At 48.3% G+C, this 17,204-nt stretch carries 14 protein-coding genes; 8 read left to right on the top strand and 6 right to left on the bottom strand.

The annotated features are described in order from the left end of the window. Nucleotides 1–85 precede the first annotated feature (85 nt). On the bottom strand, nucleotides 86–1,087 hold the full coding sequence (locus tag BT112_RS08120; RefSeq protein ID WP_072316860.1) for an AAA family ATPase: 1,002 nt from the start codon (nucleotides 1,085–1,087) through the stop codon (nucleotides 86–88). A gap of 402 nt (nucleotides 1,088–1,489) precedes the next feature. On the opposite strand from BT112_RS08120, the gene BT112_RS08110 reads away from it, so the two are divergent. The 4 genes from BT112_RS08110 (at nucleotide 1,490) to BT112_RS08095 (ending at nucleotide 5,207) form a co-directional block, all read left to right on the top strand. After that, entirely contained in the window at nucleotides 1,490–2,368 is an 879-nt protein-coding gene (locus BT112_RS08110) for an aldo/keto reductase (RefSeq protein WP_072316858.1), read from the top strand. A 35-nt stretch (nucleotides 2,369–2,403) separates the two neighbouring features. Further along, nucleotides 2,404–3,195 carry an SDR family NAD(P)-dependent oxidoreductase gene (locus tag BT112_RS08105; protein WP_072316857.1) on the top strand — a complete coding sequence of 264 codons (792 nt, stop codon included), beginning with the start codon at nucleotides 2,404–2,406 and terminating at the stop codon, nucleotides 3,193–3,195. Nucleotides 3,196–3,282: 87 nt separating this feature from the next. After that, nucleotides 3,283–4,440, top strand: coding sequence for an ATP-binding protein (locus BT112_RS08100; protein ID WP_072316856.1), 1,158 nt, complete (start codon nucleotides 3,283–3,285; stop codon nucleotides 4,438–4,440). Nucleotides 4,441–4,478: 38 nt separating this feature from the next. Then, complete coding sequence (locus BT112_RS08095) at nucleotides 4,479–5,207, top strand: metallophosphoesterase (protein WP_072316855.1); 729 nt, start codon at nucleotides 4,479–4,481, stop codon at nucleotides 5,205–5,207. Here the strand turns inward: BT112_RS08095 and BT112_RS08090 are convergent. From BT112_RS08090 to BT112_RS08080, 3 genes are all read right to left on the bottom strand, one after another. After that, complete coding sequence (locus tag BT112_RS08090) at nucleotides 5,204–5,716, bottom strand: YdeI/OmpD-associated family protein (protein ID WP_072316854.1); 513 nt, start codon at nucleotides 5,714–5,716, stop codon at nucleotides 5,204–5,206. The genes BT112_RS08095 and BT112_RS08090 overlap by 4 nt on opposite strands. A gap of 12 nt (nucleotides 5,717–5,728) precedes the next feature. Continuing rightward, nucleotides 5,729–6,238, bottom strand: a complete 510-nt coding sequence (locus BT112_RS08085) for an acyl-CoA thioesterase (RefSeq protein ID WP_072316853.1) — start codon at nucleotides 6,236–6,238, stop codon at nucleotides 5,729–5,731. 194 nt (nucleotides 6,239–6,432) lie between these two features. Further along, nucleotides 6,433–7,374: an HU domain-containing protein gene (locus BT112_RS08080; RefSeq protein WP_072316852.1), complete on the bottom strand. Its 942-nt coding sequence runs from the start codon at nucleotides 7,372–7,374 to the stop codon at nucleotides 6,433–6,435. A 168-nt stretch (nucleotides 7,375–7,542) separates the two neighbouring features. Here BT112_RS08080 and dprA point away from each other — a divergent pair, with 168 nt between their 5' ends. After that, nucleotides 7,543–8,682: a DNA-processing protein DprA gene (dprA, locus tag BT112_RS08075; RefSeq protein ID WP_072316925.1), complete on the top strand. Its 1,140-nt coding sequence runs from the start codon at nucleotides 7,543–7,545 to the stop codon at nucleotides 8,680–8,682. A 211-nt stretch (nucleotides 8,683–8,893) separates the two neighbouring features. Here the strand turns inward: dprA and trpS are convergent, their stop codons facing one another. Both trpS and BT112_RS08065 read right to left on the bottom strand, forming a co-directional pair. Then, nucleotides 8,894–9,862 (bottom strand): tryptophan--tRNA ligase, encoded by a 969-nt coding sequence (gene trpS / locus BT112_RS08070; protein ID WP_072316851.1) that lies wholly within the window; start codon nucleotides 9,860–9,862, stop codon nucleotides 8,894–8,896. A gap of 332 nt (nucleotides 9,863–10,194) precedes the next feature. Beyond that, a complete protein-coding gene (locus BT112_RS08065; RefSeq protein ID WP_072316850.1) occupies nucleotides 10,195–10,431 on the bottom strand; it encodes a GlsB/YeaQ/YmgE family stress response membrane protein in 237 nt (78 codons plus the stop codon). A gap of 63 nt (nucleotides 10,432–10,494) precedes the next feature. On the opposite strand from BT112_RS08065, the gene BT112_RS08060 reads away from it, so the two are divergent. The 3 genes from BT112_RS08060 to BT112_RS08050 all read left to right on the top strand — a co-directional run bounded on the left by BT112_RS08060 (nucleotide 10,495) and on the right by BT112_RS08050 (nucleotide 17,123). Continuing rightward, nucleotides 10,495–11,256 (top strand): lysophospholipid acyltransferase family protein, encoded by a 762-nt coding sequence (locus BT112_RS08060; RefSeq protein ID WP_072316849.1) that lies wholly within the window; start codon nucleotides 10,495–10,497, stop codon nucleotides 11,254–11,256. Between the two features lie 224 nt (nucleotides 11,257–11,480). After that, nucleotides 11,481–15,863 (top strand): DNA polymerase III subunit alpha, encoded by a 4,383-nt coding sequence (gene dnaE / locus BT112_RS08055; protein WP_072316848.1) that lies wholly within the window; start codon nucleotides 11,481–11,483, stop codon nucleotides 15,861–15,863. Nucleotides 15,864–15,881: 18 nt separating this feature from the next. Then, nucleotides 15,882–17,123 (top strand): BaiN/RdsA family NAD(P)/FAD-dependent oxidoreductase, encoded by a 1,242-nt coding sequence (locus tag BT112_RS08050; RefSeq protein ID WP_072316847.1) that lies wholly within the window; start codon nucleotides 15,882–15,884, stop codon nucleotides 17,121–17,123. Nucleotides 17,124–17,204: the final 81 nt, after the last annotated feature.

Raw genomic sequence — 17,204 nt, 5'->3', positions numbered from 1 at the left:
AAAGCCAAGGCATGAGACGGATTGATCTGTTAGTATTGCTTTCGAAGCCATATTGTACTCCTTACCCGGCACCAGGCCGTAAGGGCTAAGGTACTTCGACTTCGTTTACGATTTTGTTGATAATGTCTACGGAAGTGATGTTCTCGGCTTCGGCCTCATAGGTTATACCTATTCTGTGACGAAGTACATCGTGTACGATGGCCCGGACATCTTCGGGTATCACATAGCCTCTGCGCTTGATAAAAGCATAACATTTTGCCGCGCTCGCCAGGTTGATACTACCCCTTGGTGAAGCACCGAAATTGATCAGGGGTTTGATGTCGGATAGTTTGTATTTTTCCGGGTAACGTGTCGCAAAAATAATATCCAGGATGTATTTTTCGATCTTCTCGTCCATGTAAACCTCACGTACGGCCTGTTGGGCGCTACGGATCTGGTCGAGGGTAACTACGGGATTTACCTGTTCGTAAGCTCCCTTGAGATTGGCACGGATGATGAGCTGTTCCTCATCGAGTTTCGGGTAATCTATTACGGTTTTCAGCATGAAACGGTCTACCTGAGCTTCCGGAAGCGGATAGGTTCCTTCCTGTTCTACCGGGTTTTGCGTTGCCATAACCAGGAACGGTTTGTCCAGCGGAAAGGTTTCATCCCCGATAGTTACCTGCTTTTCCTGCATTGCCTCCAGAAGGGCCGACTGTACTTTTGCCGGAGCCCTGTTGATCTCATCTGCCAGTACGAAATTGGCGAAGATAGGCCCTTTCTTAATGGAAAAATCGTTTTCCTTGATGTTGTAGATCATGGTACCCACCACATCTGCAGGAAGCAGGTCGGGTGTAAACTGTATCCTGCTAAAGCTGCCGTGTACGGCTTTTGCCAGAGTGTTGATAGATAGGGTTTTTGCCAGTCCGGGTACGCCTTCCAGGAGAATGTGTCCCTGGGCCAGAAGGCCTATCAGTAAACGTTCTACCATGTGTTTTTGTCCTACGATGACCTTGTTCATTTCAAGGGTCAGCAGGTCTACAAAAGCACTCTCCCGCTGTATTTTTTCATTGATAAGACCAATATCTGAAGTTCTGTTGTCTTCCATTGATTATAATTTTTCCGCCGTGAATATACTAAACCTAGCCATTACGATGCAAATTGAAAAATTAATTTAAAACCTCACAGTTAATTTATAGTTAAAAAATAAAACGGTAGCGGATTAATAACGTACTGTTTGCAAAAAATTATGATAAATTAACGCGTGCGTGTAATTTCTTAAAAAACAGGAATGCTTCCGGGAGCGTCTCGCAGGAGGGAGGTCGTATGGCACTCCTGGTTTCCGTTGGTCGGAAGTATAGCCGTTGAGCCTGCCGCCGGAAAAAGCGGTAAGGCCCGAAAGTACTGTTTTTTTAATAAACCGTTCCTGTCATCTCCGAAATAAAATGTTACTTTTATACACGAAAGGCAGGTCTGTTTCCTGAACAACTTTAAGATTAACCGGATTTTTATGAAAGATGTACATACGGAGTTTTCCAGGATAATTGCAGGAACGATGAACTGGGGAAGCTGGGGAAAGAAGTTGTCGGAGAAGGAGATGGGGCTGCGTATACGGCATTGCCTCGATCACGGGATCAATACTTTTGATCATGCCGATATTTACGGCGGCTACACGACGGAAGAAGAATTCGGGAAGGCCTTCGTAAAGAGTGGTATCGCAAGGGAAGATATCCGGTTGATTTCCAAATGCGGGATACAGTATGTGTGTGAAAAGCGTGAGAACAAGGTAAAACATTATGATCATACTGCCGGTTATATCATCACTTCCGTAGAGGAATCGCTCCGTAATCTCCGTACCGATCACCTGGATTTATTACTGTTGCACCGGCCGAGCCCGCTTATGGAACCGGCCGAAATTGCGCAAGCTGTTGAGAAACTGCGGTTCGGGGGTAAGATCAGGAGTTTCGGGGTGTCGAATTTTACTGCTCCCCAGATGGAGCTTATAGGCAGTGTGCTGGAGGTCGGGGCCAATCAGATTGAGTTTTCCGTAACACAGCCCGGCGCCATGTACGATGGTGTTCTGGATTATATGATGCGCAAAGATATACAGCCTATGGCCTGGAGTCCCCTCGGTAAAACTTTCCGTGAAAAGACGGCGCAGACCGGGAGGATACAGCAGGTGCTCATGGATCTTGTGGTAAAATACCATGTTTCGGCAGACCAGCTGTTACTGGCCTGGATATTAAAGCATCCTGCCGGTATACGCCCCGTGATCGGGACGACGTCGCCCGACCGGATAACGAATGCCGTAAAGGCTCCGGATATCGATATGGAACAGGAGGACTGGTTTGCATTACTCGTTGCGGCGCAAGGACATAAAGTGCCGTAATGCGTGAGGTGTTGTACGTATTAATTATAAAAAACATGAACGAAGAAAGACACGAAACACAGGAAAAAAAGCAGGTGACAGCACTGATTACCGGGGCGAGCAGTGGCATCGGAAGAGCTACGGCAAGGGCTTTTGCCCGTGAAGGAATCCGGCTGGTGCTTTGCGGCAGGAGGCAGGAGCGGTTGGAAAACCTCAAAATAGAATTATCCGGCCTGACGGATGTGTGCGTCCTGCTTTTTGATGTGCGGAAAAGAAATGAGGTTTTTGAAGCGATAGAAGCGCTTCCGGAACATTTTGCCGAGATCGATATCCTGATCAACAATGCCGGCAATGCGCATGGGCTCGATCCTGTACAGTCCGGTGATATGGACGATTGGGATGCCATGATCGACGGGAATGTAAAAGGGCTGCTCTATGTTTCCAAAGCTATAATTCCCGGGATGGTCCGCCGTCGCAAGGGGCATATCATAAATATCGGTTCGATGGCCGCCAAGCAGGTCTATGCCGGGGGAAATGTGTATTGTGCGAGTAAGCATGCTGTCGATGCGCTTACGGAAGGCATGCGGATCGATCTTCACAGTAGCGGAATACGGGTCGGGGCCGTACATCCCGGACTGGTAGAGACGGAATTCAGCAAGGTGAGATTTAAAGGAGATGCGGAGCGGGCCGATCCGGTGTACCGTGGTTTCCAGCCCTTACAGGCCGAAGATGTAGCCGATGTTATCCGTTTTGTGGTAACCAGGCCTTACCACGTGAATATTGCCGATTTGCTGGTGCTGCCCACAGCCCAGGCCGGTAGCGGCATGGTACACAAAACCAATATGTGAAAAAGAAAAGCGGAAGCCGGGACTGCTCCTTTCGGGGTCCGGAAAGCAGATGATGTAAAAACGCTTCCTTTCGTGTTGTAAACAGCTATGATCAATAAACGCCTTTTAGTAAAAAGTCTCCTGGCACATAACGATGAAAACAGCTTTTACGATAAAAAGCGGTTTATCAATATCGGGGAAAAAGAAGGAAAGGCCAAGTTTCTGAAGCACGTCTGCGCCCTGGCCAATTCCAATCCCGAAAACAATTCTTTTATTGTGGTCGGGGTAGAGGATGAGGATAACAGGATTGTGGGGACCGACTTTTTCGATGACAGCAAGATCCAGAATCTCGTCAACGCATATCTCGATAATCCCCCGTTTATCTCCTATGAAAATATACCCTTTCCGCATTTGCCCGAAGGTAAGGTGGTGGGGCTGGTCACCATACGCTCCAACGGGAAATTGTGCTCGCTGAGGAGGAATATATGGAAGTATTACGGCGGGTCTGTTTTTTTCAGGGACGGGAGTATGAGTATGCCCAAGGTTTTTGATATTAAGATCAAGGATACCAATTCCAAAGTGGTTGCTGAAATAGAGCAACATGCGCGCAACAACATAGAGCTGACACTCAACGGGGTTATAGACTTTATCAATAACAAGCACAAAGACCTGGAATCTCATTACAAGGTTTTTAAAGAGCAGTTTGTAGTGTGCTGGGCCGGGGTAGCAAAAAAGGTAAGCCAGCCGGAGGATAAGGGCGGGGATAAAATATATTATTCCCGGGTAGATATAGAACTGATCAACGAGCAGGTACGACTTTTTTACTCCGCATTGGACGAGGTGGAGATCACCGCGGATGACAGTGCTTTTTCGATGACCGAATATGTGCACCTGGGGCTCAATCAGCATCAGAAATACTATCCGCTGGAAACCGTTACCATAACATTCAACGATAACGGTTCCTATAAAATAGACAGTACGCTCCTGTTTGAGCCTCCGCAATACGACAAAAAACTATTGCATCATGTCTATAACACCAACAATGTCCTTCTCGATAAACTTAAAAAGGGCGTGCCGCTCAGTACTGTGGAGAAAAAGGATATGGTAAACCTGCCTGCCACCTACCTGATATGTGCGTTGAACGGATTTGAAGATGCTAAGGAGAAACTGGATGACTATCGCTGGATCATCAAGGAATACGATCGTAGCGTCTATGAGTCGCTTAAAGAATCGTTGCGCGTGTTACGCAAAGTGAAATACAATTAAACATCCTTTTAGGGACGTTGAAAAAGAATACGTATAAAATGAGTAAAACATTTGTTATCGGGGATATTCACGGGGCGGTTCGTGCCCTGGAACAGGTATTGGAGCGTGTAGCACCGGAAAAAGACGATACCCTTATCTTTCTCGGGGATTATGTCGACGGGTGGAGTGAATCTCCCCAGGTTATCGATTTTCTGATCGGTTTGGAGAAAAGACGCAATTGTCTTTTTATCCAGGGGAATCACGATGAATTTTGCTACGACTGGCTCCGGGACGGAACCCGGAACGATCAATGGCTGTATCATGGCGGACAGGCTACGATAGATGCCTATAAAGGGTTGGGAGAAGCTACCCGTAAACGGCACATGGAATTTTTGGGGAATTTGCAGAATTACCACCTTGATGCCGGCAACAGGTTGTTTCTGCATGCGGGATTTACCAATCTTCGAGGGGTGGAACACGAGTATTTTCCGGAAATGTTCTATTGGGACCGGACCCTTTGGGAGATGGCTTTGTCTTTTGATGTTTCTCTGGATAAAGCGTCGTACAGATATCCCTCGAGACTTACGCATTACAAAGAGATCTTTATCGGGCATACCCCGGTTACGCGGATCGGGGAAACGACTCCGGTAAGTGCGGCAAATGTGTGGAATGTAGACACGGGGGCGGCTTTTAAAGGCCCGCTGACTGTTATGGATACGGTGACCAAAGAATTCTGGCAGAGCGACCCGGTCTGGAAGCTATATCCCGGAGAGGAAGGGAGGAATTAGCGCTTTTGTTCCCTGATCTCGCGGTTGAGCAGTTTGTAATCGACCTGGCCTCCGGTGGTTTTCAGATGATCGATGATCGTCACGGCACGCTGTATTTTCAGTGGAGTGCTCTTTAGCTTACCAACCATATAGAGCAGGGTTCTTTTCTTGCCCGGGGTAAGGGCTTCGAACAGGCGTTCTCCCTCCGGATCAGAGTCCAGGACCGCGCGGAATTCTTCATCCATGGGCATGCCGTATGCCGAAGTATCCGGTTTCAGAGCCACGCGAAGCGTTTCGCCAATATCGGTACCGAGTTCTCGGAGTTCCTTTTTATTGATCAGGATGTGATAAGAACCTTCGCCGGAAGGCATTAAGGCACAAGGTTTGCTGATTTTGCTGTTGAAGGTACAGATAACCCGCTTATCTGTGGTTTTCGGGATAAGTTTTTCCGCTACGGCATCCGGCACCCGGATAACGAATGTCCATACGGGAGAATCAATTTTTACGACCGGAGCGGAAAAACTTTCCATGGGCTTGTTGAGTTATACGAACAGGGCCTTTAATTCTGTGGCATCGTTCGGTTTCATTTTTCCGGCCAGGACAAGACTGAGTTGTTTTCGCCGCAGTGCGGCATCGAACCGGAGTTTTTCTATATCGCTTTCGGGCTTCAGCGGAGGGACTTCGATAGGCCTTCCGGTTTCGTCTACCGCAACAAAGGTGTATATGGCTTCGTTGGCTTTGGTTCTGGACCCGCTTTCGCGGTCTTCGATCCATACGTCGATAAAAACCTCCATAGAGCTTTTAAATGCCCTGGATACCGCAGCTTCTACGGTGACTACACTTCCGAGAGGAACGGCCCTGTTAAAGGCTACGTGGTTTACGGAAGCAGTGACCACGATCCGCCTGGAGTGCCGACGTGCAGCAATGCTGGCCGCCCTGTCCATTCTGGCCAGTAATTCTCCTCCGAAGAGATTGTTAAGGGGATTGGTTTCGCTGGGTAAGACCAGATCGGTCATTATGGTTCGGGATTCTCCCGGGGTTTTTGCTTGCATTAGTGTGTAGTGTATGAATTTTTGCCAAAGGTACGAAAATTATATATCGCCCGTAGTGCGGCGGTCAGGGTGTGCCCGGCCCGGCGACAAAAGGGGTGATGTGCAAAAGGGCACGGTTGAAAATACCCGGTACAGCGATGTTACGGACACCTTAGTGTTGTCCGGGATAATAACATGAGCCCTGCTTTTTCGGATTAGTCTTCGGATACCAGAAGCCATGCTTCCGGGGCTTCCGATGTTTTGACCTTGTTGAGGAAGTTAATGGCATCCCTCGCATTGGTGTAGCTTCCGAAAGTAACCTGGTGCAGCCCGTACCTGGTAGGTTCCAGTCGCTCGGGACTGTAGCCTTTGGCAGACAGTTCGTCCATTTTCTTATCGGCATTTTCCGCTACGCGAAACGCTCCTGCCACGACATAATACAAAGGCTTTTTGGTGGCCTTTAGTGTGATGGAAGGCAGGTTCATGGGTGTAGTGTCAAAAAATGTAGCCTGTTGAATGGTTTTTTGCAGTTGTTCCTGGGCTTCCTGTTCGGCAACCTGAAGCTGGAGCTGTTCTTTTTGCTGCTCCATCTTCAGGGATTGATAACCTACCGTTCCGGCAGAGACCGATAAGAGCAGGATAGCAGCATATTTCAGGTAAGACCGCTTACGGGTACGCCTTTCCGGAGTGAAAAGTATAGGCGCTTTTTCTTCGAGGCCTTCTACCTCTTTCCTGTACGTTTCCCGGGTGATTTCGCGTGAGGTTACGGAACCGAGTCCGAAAGCATCGGTCAGGTAATTGGTTTCGGGAAGCGGTTGAAACTGGATGTTGCCTTCCTTGTTAAGCCAAAGGAGCCCGATGTGCTTTAACTGAAGTTTTTCGCCTTGTTCCAGGGTATTCTTCCAGTTGAAAGCAGCTTTTTTTACACGGATAGCAGCCTCTTCGTACGAGGAATTTTCCGTTTGCGAAATGTGTTTGATAAGCAATCCGTCGTTGGAGACGAGTTGCGCATTAAACGAAATAGCCTTCGAAGGCGGGAAAAAAGTATGGTGGTGTATCCGTGCGGACCTGAACTGGGTTAAAAAAGACCCGAAGTCAGGAATGGTAACGCATGAGTACCTGTATAATAGCTCGCTGATGTAGTGTTCTAACTGCATAGAACAAATATGGGGATTTTTTTCGTTGTTCGAAATGCGGAATTCAAAAATTTATCAACACTGCAGTAAAGAGGTTTTTATGTTGCGGGAATATTCTTATTTTTACAAGGTAAACCCTCCCGACTTGTTTAACGGTTCTGTTGAAGAATGCCTGATAACCAGATTGTCATGACGTCAACCGACTTGCTCTATGTGCTTGCTTTGCAACGGGCACCGAAGATAGGGGATATTACAGCTAAAAAACTTATTGCGCATTGCGGGAGCGCCCGCGCGGTATTTGAAGAACGTCCGGATCGTCTCCGGAAAATCCACGGCATCGGGACCTATGTCACCGATAATTTGCGCAAGGCTGCAAATCTCCGGGATGCGGAACGCGAATTGCGTTTTGTGAAGGATAACGGTGTGGGCTGGTGGTATTTTGAAGACAGCGATTATCCGGAAGGACTCAGGCATTGTGTGGACGGGCCTGTACTGGTATTCAGATCGGGGGCCATCGACCTGAAAAAGAAAAGAATGGTCAGTGTAGTGGGGACACGCCGGATAACGACTTACGGAAAATATCATTGTGAGCGTCTTATAGCCGAACTGGCCCCCTGGGATCCGGTCATCGTCAGTGGCTTTGCTTATGGAGTGGATATTACGGCACAGCGTGCTGCGATTTCCGGGGGGTTGCAGACTGTGGGATGTCTGGCCCACGGGCTCAACAGGATGTATCCTGCGGCACATAAGCAATATGTAAAGCAGGTGGAATTGCACGGGGGGTTTCTTACGGATTTCTGGAGTGATCAAGGTCCGGACCGGGAAAATTTTCTGAGACGTAACCGTATTATTGCCGGGCTTTCCGAAGCCACAATCGTTATAGAGTCTGCCGAAAAAGGAGGAGGATTGGTGACCGCCGATATTGCACATTCTTATGACAGGGATGTATTTGCCTTGCCGGGAAGGATAGGGGATAAATACAGTGCCGGGTGTAATGACCTTATCAAAAGCCAGAAAGCTCATATGTTTACCTCGGTAGAAGACCTGGTTTACGTGCTGGGATGGCACAGGGATGTGGACCTGCCTGGGAAAGGAAGCACCGGTCAGGAAGGTGTCCGGGTCGTCCAACCCCGTTTGTTTCCGGATATGGACGATACGGAAAAGAAAATATACGGATTTTTATCTGAGCGGGGTAAAGAGCTGCTCGACAGTATTGCGCTGCATTGCGAAATGCCGGTTTACAAAGTGTCTTCCGCTTTACTTACGATGGAAATGAAAGGGGTGGTGAGACCCCTTCCGGGTAAATTATTCGAAGCTGTGATCTCGTAGATACCTTTATGTCCCGCTCCGGCGGTTTAGGAGCTTCGTTCGAAGTGAAACCTGTGTGCTGTAGTACATTTCGCCTTGGTTTCTGGAAAAAATTATGATCCGAATCGGATGGGGGCGTCAGGTTGTTACCCGAATAACCCTGTAACCCGATAACGGGTAATCATTTCATTTTTTGACCGGGTTTTTGGTATTCAGCCCGTTGTGTACTGTCTTAGTATCCTATTTTATGGCGTACTCTTTTCAGGACTTCCCCGGCTACTTTTCTTGCTTTTTCCGCGCCGAAGGCGAGTGCTTCGTCGACCTCGTCCAGGTGGTTCATGTAGTAGTGGAAGCGCTCTCGTTCCGTAGCAAACTTTTCTGCGATCAGCTCGTACAGGGCTTGCTTGGCATGTCCGTACCCGTAACCTCCGTTCAGGTAGTTCTGCCGCATGGCTTCGGTCTGTTCCGGGGTGCCGAGTATTTTATACAGGGCAAAGACATTGCAGGTATCCGGATTTTTAGGCTCTTCGAGCGGTGTGCTGTCCGTTTCGATGCTCATTACACGCTTGCGCAACTGTTTGTCGGGCAGAAAGAGGTTGATGGTGTTTCCACGCGATTTACTCATTTTACCTCCGTCGGTTCCCGGGATGTACTGCGTGTTCTCCTGTACTTTTCCTTCCGGAATAACAAAAGTTTCTCCCATTTTGGTATGGAAGCGGTTAGCGACATCCCTGGTGATTTCGAGGTGTTGCATCTGGTCTTTTCCTACCGGAACGATTTCGGCATCGTAGAGAAGGATGTCGGCAGCCATAAGCATGGGGTAGCTGAACAATCCTGCATTTACATCGTCCAGCCGGTCCGCTTTGTCTTTGAACGAATGGGCAAGAGTGAGCCTTTGAAAAGGAAAAAAGCAGCTCAGGTACCAGGCGAGTTCCGCTGTTTCGGGAACATCGCTTTGCCTGTAGAATACGACGTTCTCGATATCCAGGCCGAAAGCCAGCCAGGTAGCAGCGACATTATAGGTATTCTGGCGCAGTTCCTCCCCGTTTTTGATTTGGGTGAGGGAGTGCATGTCTGCGATAAATAAGAAAGAGTCGTTTCCGGGTTGCTGCGACATTTGTATGGCCGGAAGTATGGCCCCGAGGATGTTTCCGAGGTGAGGGGTTCCCGTGCTCTGTATGCCTGTAAGTATTCTTGCCATAATTTTTTGTCTCTTATGTTGCTCCTGTCTTCCGGTTGCCGCATGACAGGATATTTTTAAAGTTCATTTTTTTGCAAACTCACCCGAGTGTTTTTCGGATCGCTACCGGTTTTCCGGGGGGAGTGAGGCTGTGGCAGACCTGTATGTAAAACGGTAGCTGTGAGTAGGCAGAAATAAGGTGTTGCAAAATAAAAACAAAATAAGAACATTTGCGGCAGAAAGGAAGATAAATTTTAAAGCGGGCTGACACGCTGTGGCAAGGTATAAAAAAACCGCTTTTGCGATTGTGTAAAAGCGGTAGGTCATTTGAGATAAAAATTTTCCGGGGCGAGCTATCTTTTAAATAGTCCGACAATAAAGAGTACAACGATGGCGCCTATGACACCGGTAATAATGTCTCCGACGACGCCTGAGCCTATACTTACATCCATAGCTCCGAACAGCCAGTGGCCCACGACACTTCCGAGGATACCCAGAAGAATGTTGAAGAGGATTCCGAATCCTCCGCCTTTCATGATCAGTCCGGCGAGCCATCCTGCTATGGCTCCGATAATTATTGCGTATAACATAGTAGAATATTTAAAAGTTTATATTAAATATATGAATTTTTTTTAAAAGATTAACTTTGAGGCATGATGAAATTTCTGAAATATCCCTTGATCATTCTGTGGAGAATGTGGTTTTATATACTGATGCTGTGCACGATAATCCCGCTGTCTCCATTGTTTTTGGTGCTTACTTCATCTGATCGGTATTACCGTCATTTTTTTTGGCTGGTCCGTAATGTCTGGGCTAATGTTATCTTATATGGAATGGGTTTTTTTCCTGTGATTGAAAGGGCGCAGGAGATGGAGTACGGAAAGAGTTATGTGCTCATCGCCAATCATACCAGTATGACCGACATCATGCTGATGCTGAGGGCATCCGAAAATCCTTTTGTATTTGTAGGGAAGAAAGAGCTCGCCAAAATACCGATATTCGGTTTCTTTTATAAAAGAGCCTGTATTATGGTAGACCGGAACAATGTAAAGAGCAGGACTGAGGTCTATGACCGGGCGAAAAAACGACTGGCTCAGGGGTTGAGTATATGTATTTTTCCCGAAGGCGGAGTTCCCGAAGAAGATATTTTTCTCGATGCGTTTAAGGACGGGGCGTTCCGTTTGGCTATAACATACCAGATCCCGGTGGTGCCTATGACCTTTGCCGATAATAAAAAGCGGTTTTCGTATACGTTTCTGAGTGGTAGTCCCGGGATTATGCGGGTTAAAATACATCGGTTTCTGGATACCGAAGGGCTCACTGCAGACGACCGGGCGGGGCTGAAAGCCAAGGCAAAACAGGTGATCGGCGATCAGTTAAGGCGGTTTAATGAAGACAAAGGGTACGTCGGGTAGCGATTTGTCTTTCCGTTGATAACTCCTTCCGAGGCTGCTTTTACCTGTGCCAAATATTCCGTAATTTTACCCCGTATTTTTTTTGGGAAGAACCGTTGTTTTTATCGGGTTCCCTGCGGTGCCGGACAGATGTTTCTGTATATTCCGGAGCTTTTAACCGGGATGCCGCGCCACACCATAAATAAACACTGCCCCGGGCAGTCCACACACAAACCGCAACCCTTATGTACCTTATTTTCGATACCGAAACCACCGGATTACCAAAACGCTGGGACGCTCCGTTAACCGATACGGACAACTGGCCGCGCTGTGTGCAGATTGCATGGCAATTGCACGACGATATGGGCAACCTTGTAGAACACGGTGATTACCTGGTGAAACCGGAAGGGTTTAATATTCCTTTCGATGCCGAACGGGTGCATGGTATTTCTACGGAACTCGCAGAAGAGGAAGGTATAGCGCTTCGGGAAATGCTCGAAAAATTTAATGTCGCCCTGGGCAAGACCAAGTTTATCGTTGGCCAGAATGTGGGGTTTGATGTGAATATCATGGGGTGTGAGTTTTACCGAGCCGGGATGGAATCGTCCCTGACCTCGCTTCCCGTACTCGATACCTGTACCGAGGTTACTGCCGAATTTTGTCAGATTCCCGGAGGGCGAGGAGGAAAATATAAATTACCTACGCTGACAGAACTTCACGAAAAGCTGTTCGGAGAGGCTTTTGCCGAGGCGCATAATGCTACGGCCGACGTGGAGGCAACAACCCGGTGTTTTTTTGAGCTTATACGTATCGGCGAAGGCTTTACCGAAGAACAGCTGGATGCCCTTCCGGGATATTTCGAACGGTTCAGGGAGGCCAACCCCAGGGAGATTGAGCTTATAGGACTTGAACATATCAATCTTAAAGCGGCTTCCGACGCTATCCGCAAGCGGATACAAAAGGCACAGGGTGGCGATATTTCCAGAAAAGAACTGGAAGAAAACAAGGAAGAACTTAAAAAACTCGATTTTGTACACCTGCACAACCACACCCAGTTTTCGGTATTGCAGGCCACCTCGAGTCTGCCGGACCTCGTGGGAGCTGCCGGACGGGAAAAAATGCCGGCGGTAGCCCTGACCGATCACGGAAATATGATGGGAGCCTTTCACTTTGTCAAGGAAGTCGGGAATTATAACAAGGGGATAAAAGCCAAAAATGCCGAAGCCGCAGAAAAAGGTGAAGAACCTGCAGGCGTGGAGATCAAACCCATTGTGGGGTGCGAGTTTTACGTCTGTGAAAACCATCTGGACAAAAGCCGTAAAGACAACGGTTACCAGATCGTAATGCTGGCCAAGAATAAAAAAGGCTATCACAATCTGGCCAAAATGTCGTCGGTGGCCTACACACAAGGATTTTATTACGTTCCGAGGATAGACAAGGAAGTGGTCCGAAAATACAAGGAAGATATTATTGTGCTTACCGGTAACCTTTACGGGGAAGTTCCCGGGAAGATACTGAATGTAGGTGAGAACCAGGCCGAGGAAGCGCTGCTATGGTGGAAAGAAGAATTTGGTGAAGACCTGTATGTGGAACTGATGCGTCACGGACAGGAGGATGAGGACCGTGTTAATGATGTGCTCATACAGCTTGCCAGGAAACACGATGTGAAAATGGTAGCCACCAATAATACTTTTTACATCACGAAAGAAGATGCAAATGCGCACGACATTCTGCTTTGCGTAAAGGATGGAGAAAAACAGGCTACACCGATAGGCCGGGGACGGGGATATCGTTACGGACTGCCCAACCAGGAGTACTATTTTAAATCGGGCGAAGAGATGAAAACGCTTTTTGCCGATCTGCCGGAAGCGATATCCAATATACAGGAGGTAGTCGATAAAATAGAGCCCTACGAACTGGCCAGGGATGTTCTCCTCCCTAAATTTGATATACCGGAACAGTTTCAGGATGCACAGGACCTGGATGATGGCGGTAAACGAGGTGAAAATGCCTTTCTAAGGCACCTCACTTACGAAGGTGCCAAAAAAAGATATCCGGAAATCACAGAAGAGATACGGGAGCGTCTGGACTTTGAGCTTAGCGTTATCGAGCGTACGGGATATCCCGGATACTTCCTTATTGTTCAGGATTTTATCGCTGCTGCCCGCGACATGGGGGTTTCGGTAGGGCCCGGACGTGGGTCTGCTGCCGGATCGGCCGTTGCCTATTGTCTCGGGATTACCAATCTCGACCCGGTAGCCTACGATCTCCTGTTTGAGCGTTTTCTCAATCCTGACCGGGTGTCTATGCCCGATATCGATATCGATTTTGATGATGAAGGAAGGAGCAGGGTTATGGACTATGTGATTGACAAGTACGGGGCCAACCAGGTAGCCCAGATCATTACCTACGGTACCATGGCTGCAAAGTCTTCCATTCGGGATACGGCCAGGGTACTGGATCTTCCCCTCGGAGACGCTGACCGTATAGCCAAGCTTATCCCGAATATGAAGCTGGCCAAGATCTTCTCGCTCGACGACAATAAGCTGAAATCCAGCCTTCGTGCGGAAGAACTCCTCAAGGTCAACGAACTGAAAAACCTGGCCGAAGGCGTAGACCTGGAGGCCCAGACCATACAACAGGCACAGATACTCGAGGGGTCCGTACGTAATACCGGGATCCATGCCTGTGGAGTTATTATCACCCCGGATGATATTACGAATTTTGTCCCTGTATCTATTGCCAAAGATTCCGATCTGTATGTCACACAGTTCGATAACTCTGTTGTGGAAAGTGCAGGCCTGCTCAAGATGGACTTCCTGGGGCTGAAGACGCTTACCCTGATTAAAGACACGGTAAAGCTCGTCAAATACAAGCACGATATAGACTTGAACCCGGATGATTTTCCGCTGGACGACGAGAAGACATACGAGCTTTTTCAGCGTGGTGAGACCGTCGGGATATTCCAGTACGAATCGCCCGGGATGCAGAAATACATGAAGGAACTGAAGCCTACGGTATTTGCCGATCTCATTGCTATGAATGCTTTGTATCGTCCGGGGCCACTGGAATATATTCCAAGCTTCATTAACCGTAAACACGGTAAGGAAGAGATTACCTATGATCTCGAAGCCATGGAAGAATACCTCCAGGAAACCTACGGTATCACCGTTTACCAGGAGCAGGTGATGCTCCTGTCGCAAAAACTGGCCGGGTTTACGAAAGGTGAAGCTGATGTGTTGCGGAAAGCGATGGGTAAAAAGATATTTGCACTGCTGGAGCAACTCAAGCCCAAGTTTCTCGACGGTGGAGAAAACAACGGTCACGACCGGACGGTACTGGAGAAAGTATGGAAAGACTGGGAGGCCTTTGCGAGTTATGCCTTTAACAAGAGTCACTCTACCTGCTATGCCTGGATCGGATACCAGACCGCTTATCTGAAAGCAAATTACCCGGCAGAATATATGGCGGCAGTGCTTTCCAATAACATGAACGATATCAAATCTGTTTCCTTCTTTCTGGAAGAATGTAAGCGGATGGGGCTCGATGTACTGGGGCCGGATGTCAACGAATCGTACTATAAGTTTACGGTAAACAAGGACAACGCCATACGCTTCGGAATGGGAGCTATCAAAGGTGTGGGGCGCGGAGCTGTAGAGACCATCGTGGAAAACCGGGAATCGGGGCCTTATCGCTCCGTATTCGACCTGGCCAAACGGGTCGACCTGCGTGCCGCCAACAAAAAGGCGTTTGAAAACCTTGCGCTTGCCGGTGGCTTCGACTCTTTTGAAGAAACGCATCGTGCCCAGTATTTTCACGACGAAGGTGACGGGATCGTTTTTCTTGAAAAGGTGATGAGGTACGCGGCGAAATACCAGGAAAATGAAAATTCTGCACAGGTCAGCCTTTTCGGGGAAGCCAGTGAAGTGCAGATCCCCGAACCGGTAGTACCGCCCTGTGAAGAATGGGGGACCATGGAAAAACTCCGAAGGGAAAAAGAAGTCGTAGGGATTTATATATCCGGCCATCCGCTGGACGACTTTAAAACGGAGATGAAATATTTCTGTAACGGCAGTATAGGATTGCTCAATGAGATGGAAAATTATACCAACCGGGAACTTTCGCTGGCCGGAGTGATCGCAGATGTGCAGCACCGGACCTCCAAAAACGGTAAAGGATGGGCCGCTTTTATCGTAGAAGATTATACCGATTCGTACGAGTTTAAGATCTTCGGGGAGGAATACCTGAAGTTCAGACATTTTCTTATGGTAAACTCTTTTGTGTATATGAAAGTTTTTGTCCGTGAAGGCTGGGTGAACCGGGATACCGGGCAGCGTGGCGACCCAAGGCTGCAGTTCAACAGCATGCAATTGTTACAGGACGTCATGGAAGCCTATGCGAGAAAACTGACCATACATATCAATATAGAAGATCTGGAAAGTTCCAGGATAGAAGTGCTGAAGGAGATTATCCGGGAGCATACCGGGGACCATGCGTTGAGTTTTACCGTCTATAAAATGGATGAAAAACTCAAGCTGTATATGCCGAGCCGTAAGAAGAAAGTCAGAATATCCAATGAGTTACTGACAGCGCTGAGCAAAAGAGACCTGGTCTATAAACTCAATTAACTTTTTGTCAGAACAAGGATGTCAGAACACGCGGATGTTATCATAGCCGGGGGAGGTGCTGCCGGTTTTTTTGCTGCGGCACATATCGCAGAGGCCTCGCCCGGTGCCAGGGTGATCATATTGGAAAAGAGTGCCGAAGTATTGGCCAAAGTACGGGTCTCCGGGGGTGGGCGATGTAATGTTACCCATGCCGAATTTGTGCCCCGTGAACTGGCTTCGTATTACCCGAGGGGACAGAAAGAATTACTCGGTCCTTTCCATTCGTTTTGCAGTGGCGATACGATAGCATTCTTTGAAAACCGGGGCGTAGCCCTGAAAACAGAAGAGGACGGACGTATGTTTCCGGAAACCGACGCTTCACAAACGATTATCGATTGCCTGTTGCGGGAAACTACGCAACGAGGGGTCCGGGTGTTTACCGGCTATGGTATTCGCGAAATAAATGTGCGCGGGACGGGTTGGGAAGTGATTACGGCCAAGGGAAGCCTGACCTGTGATAAGCTTCTGATAGCTACCGGAAGCAGTCCGAAAATGTGGGATGTTATCCGGCAGTTGGGACACACCATCGTGCCGCCTGTGCCCTCGCTGTTTACCTTTCATATCAAAGATCCGCGTATTTCAGGGCTTATGGGGCTTTCCGCTACGGTTTCCGTACGGCTTTCCGGTACAGCGCAGGATCATATGATTTTCGAAGGACCATTGCTTATTACCCATTGGGGAATGAGCGGACCGGCTGTTTTAAAACTGTCGGCCTGGAAAGCCAGGGAGTTATACGACCGTAATTACCGGTTTCCGATCGAGGTCAACTGGCTGCATTCCGTTACCTTCGGGGAGGCACTGGATGTGCTCAGGACACAGCGGGAAGTGTGCGGCAAGAAAAACATAATGACTTCGGGCCCTTTTGACCTGCCGAGACGGTTATGGGTGAAACTTGCAGCATCTGCGGGGATTGCCGATGAGGATCGTTGGGCTGAAGTGCGTAAAGAATTGCTGGAAAACCTCGCGGCACAACTTACAAAGAGCGTATTCCGCGTCCAGGGTAAAAGTACGTTTAAAGAAGAATTCGTCACTGCCGGTGGAGTGGACCTCAGGGAGATCGATTTCAGGACGTTTGAAAGCAGGATCAGGGAAAATCTGTTTTTTGCCGGGGAAGTGTTGAATATAGATGCCGTAACCGGGGGATTTAATTTTCAGAATGCCTGGACGGGCGGATATATGGCTGCCCGGGCCATTAGCAGCAAGCTTCGGGAAACACCATAAAAAAACTGCCTGAAAGTGTGTTGAACCTGTGTCCGGGAAAGTAGCCGGATAAATTTTTCAGACAGTTTGTTTTATTGTTGT

Origin of the sequence: Sinomicrobium oceani (genome assembly GCF_900119185.1) — a bacterium.
In the GTDB taxonomy this organism is placed as follows: Bacteria; Bacteroidota; Bacteroidia; order Flavobacteriales; family Flavobacteriaceae; genus Sinomicrobium; species Sinomicrobium oceani.
The sequence above is the reverse complement of the archived record's forward strand: the minus strand, read 5'-3'. Positions and strand labels throughout refer to the sequence as shown.